The sequence below is a fragment of the Mesorhizobium shangrilense genome, from assembly GCF_028826155.1.
GTDB lineage: Bacteria > Pseudomonadota > Alphaproteobacteria > Rhizobiales > Rhizobiaceae > Arvimicrobium > Arvimicrobium flavum.
On sequence record NZ_JAQGPN010000001.1, the window covers coordinates 691,612 to 710,391 of the forward strand.

Here is an 18,780-nt window from a genome sequence, read left to right on the forward strand (position 1 = left end):
GCCCCTGAAGGCGGCCCGCCGCGGCCCCTAATCAGGCTTCGCGTCCCGCGTCCGGATCGGGAACCCTTGGCCACCGACGACATCAGTCGGTCTCTAATGTTCCTGATCGAGAGCCCTTCAATCCGCGTCGGTAAGGCTTGCTTGCAGCAGATGCCGAATGGCGCTGAAATCGCAGGTGCTTCGATTGCCCGCGGCGTCGCTAAGATGTGAAAAGACCTTCGGTTTCAGCTTCACATTGAGGTCTTGGGCTTCGAGAAGAACCCGGTCAGAGCCAGAATGATCGAAGATGGCGTCAGCTTGACAGTATGCAATGCTCAGGTTAACAGCGCCGCCTTCTTGATGGGCTTGCAGTCCGGCCGTGTATTCTCTTTCCACTCAGGACATTCCGCCCCACCGGCGGCTCGCTTTTCTTCACGAGTTTGTCGACTCGCAGATCGGCGCCCTTCGATTCTTACCCCACGACAAGGTGGACTTCGATTTCCATGTCCGGTCTCAATCGCTTGGGAACGGAATGATCCTGGGCCAAACCTACTATAGCCCTGCTGCCGTGACCCGCGACCGCCGTGCGCTCATGGATGGTCGCTGCAATTACATTCTCTCCATCCACGACGCTGACTACGAGGTCGAGATGGACGGGAAAACGCATACGATCCCGTCAGGTCAAATCGTGATCCTGGACGAAAGCAATCCCTTTGCCTTCCGGCTTCCCGGCACATGGGGAACGGTGCTCTCGCTGGAGCGTCGCCAGATGGAGAGGCTGGCGCCGACCATAGCGGGGCGGTCGCTGCACATCATCCCCGCAGCCTCCTCCGACGCGGCGCTGCTGGCGGGCTACCTGGCGCTGCTCAACCGCCATCCGCCCACGACCAACGTCGATCCTATCGCCGATCACGTCCACCACCTCGTCGCGCGGCTTCTCACGATCGGGCAAATGCGGGAGCCTACGGGCCGGGCCGCAATCGGCGCAGCACGGCTGCGGCTGGTGAAGGCGGACATCGCGCGGCACCTTTTCGACCCCGGCCTGGATATCGGCGACGTGGCGCGGCGCCAGCAGGTCTCGCCCCGTTACATCCAGCAGCTTTTTGCCCGGGAAGGCACGACATTCTCCGACCACGTGCGCGGGGCGCGACTGGATGCGGCCCTGAAACGGCTCGCCGATCCGCGCCAGGTCGGGCAGCCGATCTCGCATATCGCCTTCGAGGCCGGCTTCGGCGACCTGTCGACCTTCAACCGCGCCTTCCGGAAGCGGTTCGGGCGCACCCCCCGGGATGTCCGGGCGGAGGTTCTTGCCATCGGTCGGTAGACCTCCGGGTTTCGCTTGGCTTTCGCCGGGCCGCGTTCCGCCGATGTCCGTTCGTTCCACGCACAGGATGTACGCGCCGCGCCGAGACTGGCGCCTTTCGTTGCAATACGGGCTGTCGCTCCTGCGGACGGTCCGCGGCGAAAGGAAGGCAGCATGAAAGAGACAGCAGCAATCGTGGTGCTCCTCGGCGCTCTCGCCGCGGGGTGCAGCCAATCGACATCACAGACAGCACAGACGCAGGCCGCCATGGCGCCGCCGGCAAAAGCACAGCCGCGTGCAGGGACGCAGGCCCAGCGCTGCGAGGAGGCCGCGCGCAAGGCCGCGCAGGCTGGGCAGAATGCGGCAATGGCCGGTACGCTTCTCTCCGCCGTGGGGAGCTTCGGCGGACTGGCGGGACGTGGCGGCGCAATAGCCGGTCACGCTGCGTCCGTAGGCGGCTCCATGATGCAGCAGCAGGCGCAGAACAATGCCCAGAATGCCATGATGGAAGAGTGCGGCTGATGCATTTCGCAGGGAAGGTCGTGAAGACCATTGCGACCGTGGTCGCCTTTCTCATATTCGGCAGTTCCGCGCATTCGCTTGAAGTCCACGAGGTGGAGCGGGTGGTCGGGGTCCTGGAACAGCTGGCGGAGGATCTCGGCGGGCTGAGCTATGACGGCGAGGCAACAGCCGATTGGTTCGAGAACGACGCGCTGGGAGAAAGACGCATCGAAGCCGCAGGCTTTGACCTGGCAGGTTGGAGGGAAGCGGCCGATTCAACCATGAGGGCATTCTATGCCACCTTGAGCGAAACGGAGATTGAGGAGGCATTTGCGGCGATACCCGATTTCGAGGATCGCCAGGACTTGACCGACAGTCAGAAGCAGGCGCTTGCGGAATCGGTCGCGGAGCAACGGGCAACCATCGAGGCCTGGCGCGCCGAGGGCGCCGCGAATGCGGCGCTGGTCCAACCCTTCAGCAAACGTGTTCGGGCAGCACTCGACATGGAGTAGGGATGGTCCCGCCCTCGCATCGCCTGTTCGGGGTCGGGTCGGTCGCGTCCCACCAGATGGTGTCGCCGCGGCCCACGCAAGCCACGTCTTCCGCCCGGGCCCTAGCCTAGTCGATGCCGTTCGCCCGCTGAAGCTCGCGCACATAGGCGACGATGGTCGCCACGTCGGCCTTTGTCAGCCCCGGCTGCGGCGGCATGTTGCCGAACTTCCAGTGATGCGCGCGCACGCCATTGGCGACGGCGAGTTCGAACGCCTGGTCTCCGTGGTGGGACGGTTCGTAGATCCGGTGGACGAGCGGCGGACCGACCTCGGTTCCGGCCGCATTTTCGCCGTGGCAGGCCGCACACACCGCGTCAAAAGCCTTCTCTCCCATCTTTGCCGTGTCGGAGAATACCGAGGGGATGGCGACCTGCGGCGGCGCATTCTTTCCGGACGCCGCAGGCTGGGGCTGGGGCGCATCCGGTCCGGCGAAGATCCAGAGAGCGGCCGTCGCGATGCCTGCGACCGCAACTGCGGCGATGATCATTCCTTTGTTCATTTGAGAGTCCTGCGTCTCGGGAAACGATGCCTGCCGCCGCAGTCCTCGCCCCTTCAGTCGAAACTGCAAGGGCGTCGGGATGCAGGGCTTGGGCCGGGATCAGTTGCAGTGTCGGGGGCCACGGAAAAGCCCGTGGCCCCCGTTGTTGTGTCACCCGCTCGAGATCTTTCGCTGGTGCTCGGCCTCACGTTCCGGCCAGGCGGCCTTGATGAAGTCGAGCACTGCCCGGATCTCGCCGTCGCTCAGGCGATCGCCGAAGCCCGGCATGTCGCTTTCATAGCCATTGCCGACGATTGCAGCCGTCCCGAACTTGGTGATCGCGAAAAGCTGGTCGTCCGAATGATGCCAGGTATGACCGCTTGCATCATGCGGCGGCGCCGGCAGGCGGCCGTTCGGCCCCGGCCTCTTCCAGTCGGGCTGGCCCTCCAGATTGGCGCCATGGCAGCTTGCGCAGTTCTCGGCATAGAGCTGCCGGCCAAGCGCGGTCCGTTCTGCCCGCGCCCACGGCATATCGATGCCGCCGCTGCGCCAGACCCAGACCGCTGCTGCCGCCAGCACGACCAGCACCAGCAGGACCAGCTTTCTCATGCCGTGACCTGGAACTCGGTCATCATGCCGGTTTCGAGATGCGGCATGTGGTGGCAGTGCAGCATCCAGCGGGCGGCCTCGCCCGCATCGAGGGCGACCGTCACCATCGACATCGGCGGCACATAGACCGTGTCGCGCCGTGCGCCGTTCACCTTGCGCCCGTTGACGTCGACCACCTGAAAGACATGGCCGTGCAGATGCATCGGATGGCCCATCATCGACATGTTGTGGAAGCCGAGCAGAACCCGCTCGCCCGTCTTGGCCATGATCGGACTGTGCTTGCCCCAGACCGCCCCGTTGATGGTCCAGGCGTAGGGCTGCATCGTACCGCCCAGCATCACCATGTGGCTGCGCTCGACGGCACGTTCGGGCAGGTTGTCCAGCGCCTCGAAAGTCAGTTCCTGCGACAGGTCCGTATCGAAGGCCGGGGCATCCCGGTCGGCCAGTTCCGGGATCTTCGCAACCGGAGCGCCGGCGGTGGCGAGGATGATGCCGGTCCGCTCGCGCGCGCCCTCCCGCAGGGCGAGGATCGGCCAGGCGCCGGCTTCATCGGGCAGGTCTATCTCCAGGTCCAGCCGCTGGCCCATGGCGAGGCCGAAGCGGTTGCCGGAAAGCGGCTTCACGCCATGCCCGTCGACCGCAACCAGCCGGGCCGAGGCTGCGCCGGTGTCGATCCAGAACACGGTCGCGGCCGCCCCGTTGATGACGCGCAGCCGGATGCGGCCGCCGCGCTCGACCCGGATCACCTCGGGGTCGGCCAGCGTGCGGTCATTGGCCAGGTAGGCGTCCCAGTCATAGTCGTTGAGGTCCATTTCCATCCCGGCCATGTTGCCCATCATGCCGGACATCCTTCCCGCCATGCCGCCCTGGCTGCCGCCGCCATGGCCCATGGCTGCGTGGTCCATCCCGCCACCATTCATGGCAGGCATCGAGTCGCCGTTCCCGTGGCCTCCGCCGTGCCCTCCCCCATGGCCCTGGGCGATTTCGGTCATGACCTCTTCGGGGGTCTTGAAGGCGAAGTCGTGCAGGAACAGCGTGACCTCCTGCCGGTCGGCCGCGACGTCTTCCGCACTGCGGACGATCAGCGGAGCCGCCAGCAGGCGCATTTCCTGCATCGGCACGTGGCTATGCATCCAGTACGTGCCCGCAAGCGGCGCGAAATCGTAGGATCTGGTCTCGCCGGGCTTCAGCATCGGCATCGGCATGTCCGGAACCCCATCCTGCTCGTTCGGCGGGATCTGCCCATGCCAGTGGATGATCGTGGAAACCGGAAGGTCGTTGGTCAGGTCGACCCGGAAGCGCTGGCCGGGGTCGAGGATCAGGCCCTGGCCGCCGGGTCCGGCGAGGCCGAAGACGGTCGCGGCCCGGCCGTTGACGTCAATCGTGCGTTGGGTGGCGGCCAGTGCGATTGGCGGTGTCGCCGCCCGCGCGATGCGCGGCATATGCATGCTCGCCAGCGTGGCGGCGCCTGCGGCGAGAAAGCCGCGTCGTGAAATCATGTTCATGGTCGATCTCCTCGGAACGTCGCGTTCCGATCCATACGTCTGGGTGGTGCGGGTCGATGACCCGGGCGCAGTCAGAGGAGATGCGATATGGGGGGGCGCTCGTTACGGCCGGGATCGTGGCCACGCACCGTTGTTGCGGCGGGAAGGCTGTGGTCAGCCGTCTGGCCGATGAGATTGGAAGCGTCCTGCGCCGGGAACACGAACAGCAGGCCGGCACACATGAACGCGCACAAATCGGCGCTCGCCAGATCACAGGATTGACGGTCGCTGCAGGCCATATGGCCGTCTGCCTTGGCGGCCGTTACATGAGACGCGTGATTGGTCTGGCTCGTGTCCCAGTCCATGCGCATGGCATGCCCGGCGGTCACCGATGCAGCCACGGAGATCGCAACGGCAATAAAAAGGGCTATGGCCTGCCGGATCATGGACCAGCAATTAGTGGCCCGCGGCGGAAATGTCCAGTTTGGGCCGGCCGCATCGGCAGGCTCGCGCCGGTAACAGTTCCGTGTCTGCGATCCGCAGCGCCGCGCAATCGCGCTTCAGTCATCCAACGGCCGGGATAGGCGATGCTCATCCCGGCCATTGGCTTTTTGAAGGGCTGTGGTCTATTCAGCCGCGACGATATTGCCGCCTTCCCACTTGAACAGCGAGAAGCTCGGCGAGGTCAGGTCGCCGCTCTCGCCATAGGTCAGGTTGCCGATGGCGGTGGCGATCGGCTCGCCCGACTTGAGCGCAGCGGTCACAGCGGCCGGGTCATCGTACTTGCCGGCCTTCTCGATGCCCGCCTTGAGCACCTCGACCGCCGCATAGGCGTTGAGCGTGAAGGCTTCCGGCGGGATGCCCTTGTCCTTCAGGATCTTGACCGCGTCGGCCGAGGCCGGGTTCTTCAAGGCATCCGAAGCGTTGGTGAACAGCGTGCCGGCCGCGGCCTCGTTGCCGATGGCCCAGTACTCGGTGTTCGACAGACCCTCGCCGCCGATGATCACGGCGTTGACGCCGCTGTCACGCAGCTGGCGGGCCAGCAGGCCGCCCTCCGGATGATAACCGCCGAAGTAGATGACCTCGACATTGTCGGCCTTGAGACGCGTGACCAGCGCCGAAAGGTCCTTCTCGCCGGGATTGAGCGCGTTGTACTGCACTTCCGTCAGCCCGCCGGCGTTGATCGCCGCCTTGAAGGCGTCGGCCAGGCCCATGCCGTAGGTGCCCTTGTCATGGACCACGGCGACGCGCTTGTCCTTCATGTTCTTGAGCACATAGGCGGCGGCGACCTCGGCCTGCTGGTCGTCGCGACCGCAGGTGCGCAGCACGTTGGTCAGGCCGCGGGAGGTGAGATCCGGGGCCGTGGCCGTCGGCGTGACCATCAGGATGCCGTTCTCGGCAAACACGTCGGAAGCGGGGATCGCGACACCCGACGTGACCGGGCCGACGACATACTGCACGCCTTCGCCGACCAGCAGGTTGGCGGACGACACGCCCTGCTTGGGATCACCCGCGTCGTCGGCGAGCTTGAGGACGACCTTCTCGCCGAGGATGCCGCCCTTCTCGTTGATGGCGTCGACGGCCGCCTGGGCGCCGTTCTTGACCTGGTCGCCATAGGCTGCCACCGGACCCGTGAGCGGAGCGACCAGGCCGATGGTGATATCGGCATGCGCAGCCGAGCCGAAGGCAAGCAGCGCGGCAACTGAGACGCCGGCGAGTGTTTTCATGTTCATGACTTTTCTCCTGTAGTCTGCCGAACCCCGAAAGGGCGCAGCCAAAGCTCGAGCAGAAGGCCGCGACGGCCTGTTCCCGCCCCAATGCATGCCCGGCCCTCGATCATCGGGCCGTCTCAATTGTTGGAAGGAAATACGCTTCCCGCAACCCATCTGCAATTGGTCCAGCAGCGCACACGCCGGTACAGCCATATCATTTGCCGAACCCCTCAGGGGCTCGCGCGGCGGCGTCTCAGATTCCCTGCGAAGAGCCGGGACGTCGCAGGTCCCGCAGATAGGTGTTCTCGCGCTTGGACCGGGCGAAGGCTTCCGGGTCGAAGTCGATCACCAGCAGCGCTTCGTCGGTCGGGTTGGCCGCGGCAAGCATGCTGCCGTCGGGGGCAGCGATGCAGCTCAGTCCGGCGAAGGAGAACAGTTCGTCGGCGCCGCAATGGTTGACGTATGCGACGGCGACCTGGTTCTCGAAGGCCCGCGTGCGGATCATGTGCTCGGCGATGAAGCGCCCCGACGGCCCAACAGGCAACGCGGTGGGCACCAGCACCGCCTCCGCGCCGGCTTCCGCAAGCCTCCGCACGTTTTCGGGAAACTCGACGTCGTAGCAAATCAGCATGCCGCAGCGCATGCCGCGATGGTGGAACACGACCGCGCTGGGTTCGGCAGGGCGGAACAGGCCGCGCTCATAGTCGGCGAACAGATGCGACTTTCGGTAGATCACGGGCCGTTCGCCGCCGTCGACGTAGGCTGCGCTGTTGTAGACGCCGCCGTCGGCCCGTTCGGCAAAGCCGGCAATGATCGCCACCCCGCTGGAAGCCGCAATCGCGGAAAGGCGACGCAGCGCCGGTCCGTCCGCCGGCTCGGCCAGGGTGCGGATGCGCTCGCCCGCGCCATAGCCGGTCAGCGCCAGTTCCGGGGTCACCAGGATGGTTGCGCCGGCTTCGGCGGCTTCCGCGGCAGCGCGCTCGATGCGGGCGATGTTGGCTGCGACATCACCGCACGCGACCCGCATCTGCAACGCCGCCAGCCTCATCATTTGCGCTCCGACGACATGGCGCCGAGCAGCTTCGGCAGGTCGCCGAAGCGGGCCACCAGGCTGAAGATGATCGCGGCCGTCGCCACGAACAGTATCGTCACCGAAGCCATGGTCGGCGTGTAGCCGTAGCGCAAGGCATTGAAGATCTTGATGGGCAGGGTCTCCAGGGTGAAGCCGACCGTCATGTAGGCGACGATATACTCGTTGAGCGACAGCACGAAGGCGAAGGCGTAGCCCGACACGACATAGGGCAGGATCAGCGGCCACACCACGGTCCTGAACACCGTGCGGTCGTCCGCGCCCATGGTCGCCGCCGCCTCGACCAGCGAACGGTCGATGGCGGTGAAGCCGAGCGAGAGCGTCACCAGCGGCAGGGTGACGAAGAAGATGGCGTGGCTGATGACGGCGGTCCACGGGGCTCCGTAGAACCCGACGGTCGCCCAGAAGGTCAGGAGGCCAAGCGCGGTGATGACCGGGGGCAGCGTGAAGGGGGCGATGCCGAGCAACTGGAAGATGTTGGCCCAGGGCGCATCGCGACGCCACAGGAACCAGGCGAGCGGCAGCGCGATCGCGACCGCCAGAGCCGCCGAAGTGAACGCCAGCGTGACGGAGGCAAGCAAGGCGTTGCGCCACTCCGGATTGGCGAAGATCTCGCCGTACCAGCCAAGCGAGAACCCCTGCGGCGGGAAGGCGAGCGTCTGCTTCTCGTTGACCGAGACGCCGGCGACGACGATCAGCGGCAGCGCGAGGAAGAGCGCGATGAGCGCGAAGAAGACGTTGCGGAGCGCAGTGTTCATGCGGCTTCTCCCCTACGCCCCACCAACACCGTGAGGGCGACCAGCCCGAGGGTGACGAGGACGAGAAAGACCGCCATCGCCGCCGCGAACGGCATGTTGGACTGGTAGATCGCCTGGTCGGTGATCAGCACCGAGAGCGTCCAGTGCTGCGGGCGGCCGAGCAGTTGCGGCAGAAGGTAGGAGCCGAGAGCGAAGATGAACACCATGACCAGCGTCGCCACGATGGTGTTGCGCAACGCCGGCACGACGACGGTGAAGAACGCTTTCAGCGGCGACGCGCCCAGGGTTCGGGCTGCCTCGGTCAGCGTCGGGTCGAGGCGCACGAGCGCCGGATAGAGCACCAGCACGGTGTACGGAAATGCCTGGTAGACCATCCCGGTCAGCACCGCCCCAAAGCTCGGCGTCAGCGCCTCGGCCTGCTCCATGAGCCCCAGCGCGACGAGAACGTTGGTGATGCCCGCCGTGCGCGAGAAGAGCGTCGACCAGGCGAAGCCGATGATGACTTCCGACAGCGACAGGATGGACAAGAGCGCCACCAGCCAGACCACCTGCGCGCTGCGCGCCATGCGCGTCAGCAGATAGGTGAAGGGCAGGGCCAGCACCACGCAGCAGATCGACACCATGATCGCCAGCATGAGCGAGAAGCCGAGCACGCCGCCGAAGAAGGCGGACAGGAAGCGGCCGTAATTGTCGAAGACGAAATCCGGCGTGTAGAAACCGCCCTGCTGGCGCTTGAAGAAGCTCACCGCGATCATCGTGCCGAACGGCAGCACGAAGAAGACGATCAGCATGGTTGCCGGAAACAGCAGCGGCGCATGGTCGGCGAGCGACTTCGGGGGTTCGCGTCTCATCCCGGCAGCACCACGCAGTCCTTGTCGGTGAGCGCGATGCCGACCTGCTGGCCGACCGCAACATCGGGCCGCTCGCGCGGCGTGCTGACGGCGACGATCTGGCGGCCGGCGACGTCGACGAAGGTCTCGATGGTGCCGCCGAGATCGCGCACGAAGGTGACCGTGCCGCTGAGCGCGCCGTCTCGCGGCGCCGTCAGGTGCACGTCCTCGGGGCGGATCGACAGGGTGGCGCGTGAAATGCCGGCCGGCAGCGCCAGGCCGGCGACGGGCTGGCCGAGCACGCTGACTGCGCCGCCGTTCGCCTCCGCCTCTATCAGGTTGGTCTGGCCGATGAAGTCGGCAACGAAACTGTCCGCCGGCCGGCGGTAGATCTCGACCGGCGACGCGGCCTGGCGGATTTCGCCGCTGTTCATCACCACGACCGTATCGGCCATGGTCATGGCCTCGCGCTGGTCATGGGTGACGACGATGGTGGTGATGCCGAGCCTCTGCTGCAGCTGCCGCAGCTCCACCTGCATCGCCTCGCGTAGTTTTGCGTCGAGCGCCGAGAGCGGCTCGTCGAGCAGGAAAAGCTTTGGCGAGATCGACAGGGCGCGGGCGATGGCGACGCGCTGGCGCTGGCCCCCGGACAGTTTTGACACCGGCCGGTCCGCATATCCCGGCAGGTGCACCATCGCCAGGAGTTCGTCGACGCGCTTCTTCTGCTCCTCCTTCGACCGCCGGCGGATGCGAAGCGGATAGGCGATGTTCTCGCCCACCGTGAGGTGCGGGAACAGGGCAAGCGACTGGAACACCATGCCGAGATCGCGCTGGTGGGTGGGAACGTTGGTGATGTCCTTGCCGTCGAGTTCGATGGCGCCGGCAGTGGGAAGCTCGAGGCCGGCGATCATCCGCAGCAGCGTGGTCTTGCCGCAGCCCGATGGCCCCAGCAGGCAGACGAAGGTGCCATGCGGCACGGAGAGGTCGACATCGTCGACGGCGCGAAAGGTGCCGAATTCCTTGACGACATTCCGAAGCGCAAGTCCCGACATCTGTCCCCTCCGCTGCCCGGCGAGCCAGGCGGCCCGCCCGGGCGGGCCGCCTTTGGATCGCCGCGCCGATCAGCCGGCGATCATCTCCGTCCACTTCTGGTTCAGCCAGTCCGACTTCGTCTGGTAGAGGTCGTAGCGGGGGATGATCGGCTCGATGTCGGACGACACGGCTGCAAATTCCTCGTCGGTCAGGTCCATCGCTTCGCGCTTGACCGTCGGCGCCGTGCCGACCTTGCGCGACAGCGTCGCCTGGATGGCGGGCTGGCACATGTAATCGATGAAGATGTGCGCCTCCTCGGCCTTCTGCGAGGCGCGCGACAGCGCCCAGCAGCCCGAATCCTGGATGCCGCCCTCCTTCGGGAAGGTCGAGCGCACCGGCTGGCCGTCGGCCGCCGCCAGACCCGTGACGTCGTGGTAGTACTGGCCCATCGGGATCTCGCCCGACTTCAGCGCCTGCTCGAACTGCGCCTCGTCGCGGTACCAGAGGCGGACATTGGGCTTGACCTCCGCCAGCTTCTCGAAGGCTTTCAGGATGCCCTCCTCGGTATCGAGCGCATTGGTGCCGCCGAAATGGGTCTTTGCCGTCACTTCCAGCAGGAACGAGTTGGACACCAGCGCCAGGAGGCCGAGCTTGTCGGCATTCGCGGGATCCCAAAGCGCCGTCCACGAAGTGGGCGGCTCCTTGTAGACGTTGGTGTTGGTGACCAGCGTGATGTACCAGGACACGGCGCCCACCCCTGCCACGCGCCCGTCGGGGTATTTGTTGACGAAGCGGTCGAGCAGGATGCCGGCATTCTTGATCTTGGCCATGTCGATCGGCGTCCACAGCTCGGTCGCCTGGCCTTTCAGCATCGCCACCTGGGACATCATCGACAGATCTGCCGGAGCCTGGTTCGCGCGTGCGGCCTGCTCGAGCTGGACCAGCCACGCCTCGCCGGTCGGCTCGGCGATCGATTCGATGGCGATGCCGGTCGCCTTGGTGAACTCGGGGAAAATGTTCTTGTCGAAGGAATCCTTGAAGTAGCCGCCGTAGACGCCGACCTTCAGCGACTTGTCCTGCGCCCGCAGCACCGCGGGCATGGCCAGCAGGGACATGCCGGCAACGCCCGCGCCAAGCATGGCGCGGCGATTCATCCTCATCGTGTTCATCTCGATCTCCCTTTTCGTGCAGCCAAAGCCGCGTTCCCTTTTGTTATGCGATCTGCTCACCGGCCTGCCTCTCATCCATTCTGCGTCAATGCGCAGAGAAAATCATGAGGAAACAGCGCCATGCGAAGGACCTAACCTGCCCGCCGCCCGCTCCCCAGGCCAGGGCTGAACACCATCAGGCTCAGGATCTCGAACAGCATCTGGGCGCCCGCATGCGCGGTGTTGGTGGTCGCATCGTATTGCGGGGCGACCTCCACCACGTCGCCGCCGACGATGTCGACGCCCTTGAAGCCGCGGACGAGTTCCAGCGCCTCGCGCGTCGTCAGGCCGCCGACCTCCGGGGTTCCGGTGCCCGGCGCAAAGCTGGGGTCCAGGCTGTCGATGTCGAAAGACAGATAGGTCGGGCCGTCGCCGACTATTCCCCTGGCCTTCTCGATGATGGCCGGAATGCCCATGCCGGTGATGTCCTCGGCGTGGATGACGGTCATGCCGGATTCGTAGGAGAACTCCCAGAGGTACTCGGCCGAGCCGCGGATGCCGATCTGCACCACGCGCGTCGGATCGAGCACGCCGTCCAGCACGGCGTTGCGGAATGGCCCGCCGTGGTGGAATTTCGTGTGGTCGAAGGCTCCGCCGGTGTCGCAATGGGCGTCGATGTGGATCATGCCGACCGGGCGCTGGCGGCCGACCGCCTTCAGGATCGGGTGGGTCATCGAATGGTCGCCGCCGACCGACAGCGGCAGCACCCCGGCCCGGACGATCTGGTCGATACGCTTCCCGATGTCCTCGTGGCACATTTCCAGGCGGTAGCGGCTGCGGAAGGCGACGTCGCCGATGTCGGCGACGCGCAGGTCGTGCACCGGCGCGCAGCGGAGAAAATGATTGTAGGGGCCGATGCGCTCGATGGCGCGGAGCGCGCGGGGCCCGAAGCGCGAGCCGGGCCGGTTGGTCACCCCGAGATCCATCGGCATGCCGACGATCGCGACCTGCAGGTTGCCGAAATCCGGATCGTCATTGTCGACCGGCATGAACGGCGCGGTCAGGAAGGTCGGCACGCCGGAATAGGGCGCGAGCCGCGTGCCGCTCTCGGAGAAGATGTTGTCTGCGACCCGGCGGAAATCGGGGTCGAACAGTTGACCGCCATGGCTGTCGCCATACTTGGCTCTCAATTCCGCGAGCTTCTTGTCATCCCAGGCCATTTGCTGTCCTCGACGCTCGATCTTGCGATGGGCGGATGGTGCGACCGGACGGCCGTGGTTGCAAGTAGCGCGTTGGGCGCATAGAAAGCGGCCGAAGAATATCCCTTGGCGAGCGGGCTGCCCGCACGGCCAACCCGGGCTTGTGCGCATGATTTCAGTTGTTGTACCGGTGCTGAACGAGGCCGACAATGTTCAGGCCCTGATCCGCGAGATCGTCGCGGCGGCCCAGCATTGCCCGATCCGCGAGATCGTCTATGTCGACGACGGAAGCACGGACGCTACGCTGAAACTGCTGACGGAAGAGATGCTGACGGTGCCGATGCTGCGCGTCATCCACCACGAGCGCGCGCTCGGCCAGTCCGCTGCGTTCCTGTCCGGGGCCCGCGCGGCCACGCAGGAGCTTCTGGCCTTCATGGACGGCGACCTCCAGAACGATCCGGCCGACGTGCGCCTGCTGTTCGAACGCTTCGAGGCCGACAAGGCGGCCGAGCCCCGGATCGCCGTGCTGGGCCAGAGGGCGGTCCGCAACGACAACACGCTGCGCAAGATCTCGTCCAGGCTGGCGAACCGCCTGCGCGCCGCCGTGCTCAACGACGGCACGCGCGACACGGGTTGCAGCCTGAAGCTGATCCGCCGTGAGGACTTTCTGGGACTGCCCTATTTCGACCACATCCATCGGTTTCTCCCGGCCATGCTGCTGCGCAACGGGGTCAAGCTGCGCCACGTGCAGGTTTCGCACCGGGCGCGGGTCCACGGAACGTCGAAATACGGCTTCTGGAACCGGGCTCTCGTCGGCGCAGCCGACCTGCTCGGCGCCGCATGGCTGGCGCGCCGCAAGCTGCCTCTAGACTACAAGCCAACCGAAATCCTCGAGGCGAAAGCCAAATGACCAAAGAAATGATCTGGCTCGGCATCGGCTTTCTCGGCCAGGCCATGTTCTCCATGCGCTTCCTCGTGCAGTGGATCGCCTCGGAGCGCATCAAGCGGAGCGTCATTCCGCACGCCTTCTGGTATTTCAGCCTATTCGGCGGCCTGACGCTGCTCAGCTACGCCATCTACCGGCTCGATCCGGTGTTCATCATCGGCCAGGCGACCGGCCTGTTCATCTACATCCGCAACCTGATGCTGCTGCGCAATCAGACCCATTCCGGAGCTGAGCAGGCATCATGAGCCGCCGGGGCGTCGCCAGCATCTGGTCGTCGCCCTACCTGCTCCTTGCCCTGTTCTTCGCTGCGTCGGCGGCGGTGCGGCCGTTGCTGCCGACGGCGGAAACCCGCTACCTCTCCGTCGCCTGGGAAATGTTCCTGACACGGGACTTCCTGGTCCCCACGCTCAATTTCGCTCCCTACTACCACAAGCCTCCCCTGCTCTTCTGGCTGTTCGATGCGGCCTGGGCCGTTTTCGGGGTCCATCGCGTGGTCGCCGTCGGGGTGATGTTCCTCATCGCCTCGGCCTGCGTCTGGCTGACGACCCGTCTCGCGCGGATGATGTTTCCCGACACCGAAGGAATCGCTGAGCGCGTGCCGTGGCTGATGGTCGGCAGCGTCGTCTTCGCCATCTACGCCAGCCTGATCTATATCGACCTGCTGCAGACTGTGTTCGTGCTGACGTTCATGATCGCGCTGCTGGCCTTCGCCAACGGCGGCGCCCGCCGCCACGCGCTGCTTGCCGGTCTTTCCATCGGCCTCGGCATACTGGCCAAGGGCCCGGTCATGCTGATCCACGTCATCTGGCCCATCCTGCTCTACCCATGGTGGCGAAATCCGCAGTGCACCCTGCCCGTCCGAGCATTCTACCGGGGGTGCGTTCCGCTCGCCCTGGCTGCCTTGGTTCCCGTGCTGGCCTGGCTGGGTCCTGTGATGCTGCTTGCCGACCAGGACTTTCTCTACAACCTCGTCTGGAAGCAGGCGGCAGAACGCATCTCCGGCGCGATGGAGGGCGCGCACCCGCGCCCGTTCTACTTCTACCTGATCTACCTGCCGCTGCTTTTCGTGCCGTGGATCTTCTCCCCACATCTCTACCGCCAGAAGGGGTGGGAACTCATATGGTCGCGCGAGCGAGCCGAGGATGCCGACTTCAGGATGCTGCGCCTGCTTGCGCTGTGGTTTCTCGGCGCGCTCGTGAGCTTCAGCCTGATTTCAGGAAAGCAGCCGCACTATCTCGTGCCGGAACTGCCGCTGGTCGTGATCGCATTCGGGTACTTCATGTCGACCGTCAGCCTGCGCCCCATCCGCAACGCGGCGATCGCAATGCTCGCCCTCTTCGTGGTGGGCCAGGAGATCGCCGCGGCCGCCATCCATGGCCGCTTCGACATGATGCCCCTGGTTCAGTTCGTGAGGTCGCACAGGCAAGCGGAATGGGTGTTCGCGGGTCAGTATCAGGGCCAGATCAATTTTCTCGCGCGCTTGGACAAGCCGCTGGAGATCATTCCGGTGGAGAAGGCGGAGGAATGGCTTCGCGCTCATCCCAATGGCTATCTGCTCGAAGAAACGAAGCAGCCGGTCGAGGCTATTCCCGCAGTCCTGTTCAGCCATGCCGGCGAGAAAGGCGCCTATGTGGTGCGCGGCGGCGCGACTGCCGAGCAGACGCACCGGCACGCTGTCTTGTTCCCGTCACATTGGCGACCTATATGAGCGTCATCGGTTGCTGCCGGGACGAGACGTCCTTTCAGATTGTTGGTGAGGTTTCGCCGGGCAGACAGTCGTATTCGACCCGATCGATCGTGCGATAGACCGCGGATGTAACGGCGCGCACTTGATCTTGGGACGCAAGGGAAGCCGGCCATTGAGCCGGCTTTTTTGTTGCCCAGACACGGCGCGGCGGAGGCGTGGGCGTAGCCGTATCCATCGCAGACTGGACAGCGCCTTCCCTGCCCGCGCGATACTACCTTGCCGTGTAACGTCACGACTCTTTCGCGCAACGGATTGCAATCTGAACCGTTGGTCTGATCCTTACCGAAGCAGTCGAGGACAAAATGACCAAATTGAAATCCGCACTTTGCGCAATTTTAGCCCTTTCCTTCGCCGGAAGCACGGCCGTTCCGCTTTCGGCGGCGCCGCTGTCCGCCGTCGGAGCCGTCCGGGACGCCGTCAACACTGGTTCCGACGTCACGCAGATTCAGCATCGAGAAAGACGCGATTATCGCGAGCGCCGTCATTACCAAGAGCGGCGGCAGTACCGGGAGCGGCACGGGTGGCACAATGGGCATCGCGGCTACCGCCACAAGCGCCCCGGCTATCGATACTACAACGGCTACTGGTTTCCTGGCGCAGCCTTCATCGCAGGGGCCATCGTCGGCGGCGCGCTGAACAACGACCGCCCTGGGGTGGTGCGGGGCGGAAGCGCTCATGTGCGCTGGTGCTATGACCGCTGGCGGTCCTACCGTGCGTCCGACAACACGTATCAGCCCTACAACGGCCCCCGGCGGCAGTGCCTCTCGCCGTACAACTGACGCCACGGCTGCGACGATCGAACTCCAGGGGCCCGCGGCAAACGCGCTGCGGGCCCTTTTTTCCTGGAATCGCGACGGGTGCGACAATTGATACGCATCCGCGACCGGGTCTTCTCAGAGCGCGGAAATTGCTCGATAAAACATGAGTTAGACAGTTTAGAATAATTCTAAGCTATTGATTTCAAGGCGTTTTCGCGACGTTTCCCGTTGACATCACCCAATGAGCGGCTTTTATGCCTTCTGCGCGATGCGCCGCCTTTGACGTTGGGGCCTTGAACCCCATCCGCTGGAGGGAACCGATGTCGATCCTTTGCGCCGCGCTCACGCCGGCGGCCAACACTGCCGCTTCTTCCGGAAGACCAGCGCTTCCGCACGCCGCCCTCTCCTGCGGTGCGGCAATTTCGACAGCGTCTGCCAGCCGACCGAAAAAACGCCACAGACGACGTGCTGGCACGGGCGCACCTGCATCCAATGGGAGAAGAGCATGCCGAGACGCTATGCGATGACGAAGACCCAGACGCGCCTGGCCGCGATCGTGGCGACCGGCCTGCTGACCGGCGCGATCTTCGTGCTGCCCGCCAAGGCGGATACCGACCCGAAGGCCGTCGTCGAGACCTATGCCGACATCGCGCTGGCGGGCTACGAGGATGCGCTGACCACCGCGCAGGCCTTGGACAAGGCGGTCGACGCGCTGATCGCAGCGCCTTCGGGCGACACGCTCGCCGCCGCGCGCGAAGCCTGGAAGGCCGCCCGCGTCCCCTACCAGCAGACCGAGGTCTACCGCTTCGGCAACGCCATCGTCGACGACTGGGAGGGCCGCGTGAACGCATGGCCGCTCGACGAGGGCCTTATTGATTACGTCGACGGGGCCTACGGCACGGAGTCCGACGAGAACTCGCTCTTTACGGCCAACGTCATCGCCAACCGTGAGATAGAGATCGACGGCAAGAAGGTCGACGCATCGAAGATCACTCCGGAGTTCCTCTCGGGCACGCTGCAGGAGGCAGGCGACATCGAAGCCAACGTCGCCACCGGCTACCACGCCATCGAGTTCCTGCTCTGGGGCCAGGACCTGAACGGCGCCAAGGCGGGCGCCGGCAACCGCCCCCATACCGATTTCGACAAGGCCAACTGCACCGGCGGCAATTGCGACCGCCGCGCCGAATACCTGGCCGCCGCCAGCGACCTCCTGGTGACCGACCTCCAGGAGATGGTCGGCAACTGGAAGGACGGCGGGGCAGCCCGCAAGGCACTGACCGAGGGCGACACCGGCACGGCGATCTCCACAATCCTGACCGGCATGGGCTCGCTGTCCTACGGCGAACTGGCCGGCGAGCGCATGAAGCTCGGCCTGCTGCTGCACGATCCCGAGGAGGAGCACGACTGCTTCTCGGACAACACCCACATCTCGCATCTCTATGACGCGGTCGGCATCCGCAACGTCTACAGCGGCAGCTACAAGCGCGTGGACGGCTCCGTCGTCGAAGGCCCTTCGGTGAGCGACCTGGTCAAGGAAACCGACGCCGGCGTCGATGCCGAACTTTCAGGCAAGCTCGACGCGACCGTGGCGAAGATGGAAGCCATCAGCGCCCGCGCCGAAAAGGGCGAGGCCTACGACCAGCAGATCGGCGAAGGCAATGCCGACGGCAACGCTGCCGTTCAGGCCGCCATCGATGCGCTGGTCGACCAGACCAGGTCCATCGAGCGGGCCGTCGCCTCGCTAAAACTCGAAGCGATCGACTTCGAAGGATCCGACAGTCTGGACGCGCCCGACAAGGTCTTCCAGTAGGCGCTTCCGACGCCAGCACAGCCAAGCGGCCCGCCGTCGCCAGCCAATCCCGAGTACCGAATGCTGATCTGTCACTGCAACATCATAACCGAGAAGGAGATCGAACAGGCGATCATCGACCTTCTGGACATCGACCCCTGGCAGCTTATCGTGCCGGCCAAGGTGTACCACTCGCTCAAAAAGCGGGGCCGCTGTTGCGGCTGCTTCCCAAATGTGGTCGAAACGATCATCCGGGTAACCGAAAAGTACCACGCCCGTTCGGAGGTGGACGGCGCGGATGTCGTTTCACACCTAGACCGCGTCCGAGGACTGCGTGTCGAATACGGGAGCAAATTCCATGAAGGGCGAAAAGCAAGTCATCGAGCGGCTTAACGAGGCGCTGTTCCTGGAACTCGGCGCGGTCAACCAGTACTGGGTCCACTACCGCCTGCTCGAGGACTGGGGCTACACGAAGCTCGCCAAGAAGGAACGCGCGGAATCGATCGAGGAGATGCACCATGCCGACCGGCTGGTGGCCCGCATCATCTTCCTCGAGGGACATCCGAACCTCCAGTCGGTGGCTCCGCTGCGCATCGGACAGAACGTCAAGGAAGTGCTGGAATCCGATCTTGCCGGCGAATACGACGCCCGCACCTCGTACAAGCGGTCCCGCGAGATCTGCCAGGAGCTCGGCGACTACGTGACCATGCACCTGTTCGAAGACCTGCTGAAGGACGAGGAAGGCCACATCGACTTCCTCGAGACCCAGCTCGACCTGCTCGCCTCCATCGGCGAGGAAAAGTACGGCCTGCTGAACGCGGATTCGGCGAACGAGGCGGAATAGGACCATGAGGACATGCGGCACG

The 18,780-nt window shown here is 65.1% G+C and carries 22 protein-coding genes; 10 read left to right on the top strand and 12 right to left on the bottom strand.

What is annotated here, in order from left to right:
* Positions 1-117: 117 nt before the first annotated feature.
* Positions 118-375: a hypothetical protein gene (locus tag PD284_RS03385; protein ID WP_274626820.1), complete on the bottom strand. Its 258-nt coding sequence runs from the start codon at positions 373-375 to the stop codon at positions 118-120.
* Between PD284_RS03385 and PD284_RS03390 the strand changes: the two genes are divergently transcribed.
* The 3 genes from PD284_RS03390 to PD284_RS03400 all read left to right on the top strand — a co-directional run bounded on the left by PD284_RS03390 (position 359) and on the right by PD284_RS03400 (position 2,295).
* Positions 359-1,303, top strand: a complete 945-nt coding sequence (locus PD284_RS03390) for a helix-turn-helix transcriptional regulator (protein WP_274626821.1) — start codon at positions 359-361, stop codon at positions 1,301-1,303. The genes PD284_RS03385 and PD284_RS03390 overlap by 17 nt on opposite strands.
* A 153-nt stretch (positions 1,304-1,456) precedes the next feature.
* Positions 1,457-1,804: a hypothetical protein gene (locus tag PD284_RS03395; protein WP_274626822.1), complete on the top strand. Its 348-nt coding sequence runs from the start codon at positions 1,457-1,459 to the stop codon at positions 1,802-1,804.
* 20 nt (positions 1,805-1,824) lie between these two features.
* On the top strand, positions 1,825-2,295 hold the full coding sequence (locus PD284_RS03400) for a hypothetical protein (RefSeq protein ID WP_274626823.1): 471 nt from the start codon (positions 1,825-1,827) through the stop codon (positions 2,293-2,295).
* Between the two features lie 106 nt (positions 2,296-2,401).
* Here the strand turns inward: PD284_RS03400 and PD284_RS03405 are convergent, their stop codons facing one another.
* The 11 genes from PD284_RS03405 to speB form a co-directional block, all read right to left on the bottom strand.
* Entirely contained in the window at positions 2,402-2,833 is a 432-nt protein-coding gene (locus tag PD284_RS03405; protein ID WP_274626824.1) for a c-type cytochrome, read from the bottom strand.
* Positions 2,834-2,983: 150 nt separating this feature from the next.
* The gene (locus PD284_RS03410; RefSeq protein ID WP_274626825.1) at positions 2,984-3,421 is read right to left on the bottom strand and encodes a c-type cytochrome; all 438 of its coding nucleotides are present in this window, start codon (positions 3,419-3,421) and stop codon (positions 2,984-2,986) included.
* Positions 3,418-4,926: a multicopper oxidase family protein gene (locus PD284_RS03415; protein WP_274626826.1), complete on the bottom strand. Its 1,509-nt coding sequence runs from the start codon at positions 4,924-4,926 to the stop codon at positions 3,418-3,420. Before PD284_RS03415 ends, PD284_RS03410 begins: the two co-directional genes overlap by 4 nt.
* 71 nt (positions 4,927-4,997) lie before the next feature.
* Entirely contained in the window at positions 4,998-5,351 is a 354-nt protein-coding gene (locus tag PD284_RS03420) for a hypothetical protein (protein WP_274626827.1), read from the bottom strand.
* 180 nt (positions 5,352-5,531) lie between these two features.
* On the bottom strand, positions 5,532-6,638 hold the full coding sequence (locus tag PD284_RS03425) for a branched-chain amino acid ABC transporter substrate-binding protein (protein ID WP_274626828.1): 1,107 nt from the start codon (positions 6,636-6,638) through the stop codon (positions 5,532-5,534).
* Positions 6,639-6,870: 232 nt separating this feature from the next.
* A complete protein-coding gene (locus tag PD284_RS03430; RefSeq protein WP_274626829.1) occupies positions 6,871-7,668 on the bottom strand; it encodes a carbon-nitrogen hydrolase family protein in 798 nt (265 codons plus the stop codon).
* Positions 7,665-8,465, bottom strand: coding sequence for an ABC transporter permease (locus tag PD284_RS03435; RefSeq protein ID WP_274626830.1), 801 nt, complete (start codon positions 8,463-8,465; stop codon positions 7,665-7,667). Before PD284_RS03435 ends, PD284_RS03430 begins: the two co-directional genes overlap by 4 nt.
* Entirely contained in the window at positions 8,462-9,316 is an 855-nt protein-coding gene (locus tag PD284_RS03440) for an ABC transporter permease (RefSeq protein ID WP_274626831.1), read from the bottom strand. The genes PD284_RS03435 and PD284_RS03440 overlap by 4 nt, the downstream gene beginning before the upstream one ends.
* Positions 9,313-10,347: an ABC transporter ATP-binding protein gene (locus PD284_RS03445; RefSeq protein WP_274626832.1), complete on the bottom strand. Its 1,035-nt coding sequence runs from the start codon at positions 10,345-10,347 to the stop codon at positions 9,313-9,315. Before PD284_RS03445 ends, PD284_RS03440 begins: the two co-directional genes overlap by 4 nt.
* A gap of 69 nt (positions 10,348-10,416) precedes the next feature.
* Entirely contained in the window at positions 10,417-11,496 is a 1,080-nt protein-coding gene (locus PD284_RS03450; protein WP_411956171.1) for an ABC transporter substrate-binding protein, read from the bottom strand.
* Between the two features lie 131 nt (positions 11,497-11,627).
* Positions 11,628-12,695 carry an agmatinase gene (gene speB, locus PD284_RS03455; RefSeq protein WP_274626833.1) on the bottom strand — a complete coding sequence of 356 codons (1,068 nt, stop codon included), beginning with the start codon at positions 12,693-12,695 and terminating at the stop codon, positions 11,628-11,630.
* A gap of 148 nt (positions 12,696-12,843) precedes the next feature.
* Between speB and PD284_RS03460 the strand changes: the two genes are divergently transcribed.
* The 7 genes from PD284_RS03460 to bfr all read left to right on the top strand — a co-directional run bounded on the left by PD284_RS03460 (position 12,844) and on the right by bfr (position 18,758).
* A complete protein-coding gene (locus tag PD284_RS03460) occupies positions 12,844-13,584 on the top strand; it encodes a glycosyltransferase family 2 protein (protein ID WP_274626834.1) in 741 nt (246 codons plus the stop codon).
* Positions 13,581-13,865 carry a lipid-A-disaccharide synthase N-terminal domain-containing protein gene (locus tag PD284_RS03465; protein WP_274626835.1) on the top strand — a complete coding sequence of 95 codons (285 nt, stop codon included), beginning with the start codon at positions 13,581-13,583 and terminating at the stop codon, positions 13,863-13,865. The genes PD284_RS03460 and PD284_RS03465 overlap by 4 nt, the downstream gene beginning before the upstream one ends.
* Entirely contained in the window at positions 13,862-15,328 is a 1,467-nt protein-coding gene (locus tag PD284_RS03470; protein ID WP_274626836.1) for an ArnT family glycosyltransferase, read from the top strand. The genes PD284_RS03465 and PD284_RS03470 overlap by 4 nt, the downstream gene beginning before the upstream one ends.
* Positions 15,329-15,669: 341 nt before the next feature.
* Positions 15,670-16,146 (top strand): BA14K family protein, encoded by a 477-nt coding sequence (locus PD284_RS03475; protein ID WP_274626837.1) that lies wholly within the window; start codon positions 15,670-15,672, stop codon positions 16,144-16,146.
* A 502-nt stretch (positions 16,147-16,648) separates the two neighbouring features.
* Positions 16,649-17,935 (top strand): imelysin family protein, encoded by a 1,287-nt coding sequence (locus tag PD284_RS03480; protein ID WP_274630529.1) that lies wholly within the window; start codon positions 16,649-16,651, stop codon positions 17,933-17,935.
* Between the two features lie 60 nt (positions 17,936-17,995).
* Positions 17,996-18,307, top strand: a complete 312-nt coding sequence (locus PD284_RS03485) for a bacterioferritin-associated ferredoxin (RefSeq protein ID WP_274626838.1) — start codon at positions 17,996-17,998, stop codon at positions 18,305-18,307.
* Entirely contained in the window at positions 18,273-18,758 is a 486-nt protein-coding gene (gene bfr / locus PD284_RS03490; protein WP_274626839.1) for a bacterioferritin, read from the top strand. Before PD284_RS03485 ends, bfr begins: the two co-directional genes overlap by 35 nt.
* Positions 18,759-18,780 lie beyond the last annotated feature (22 nt).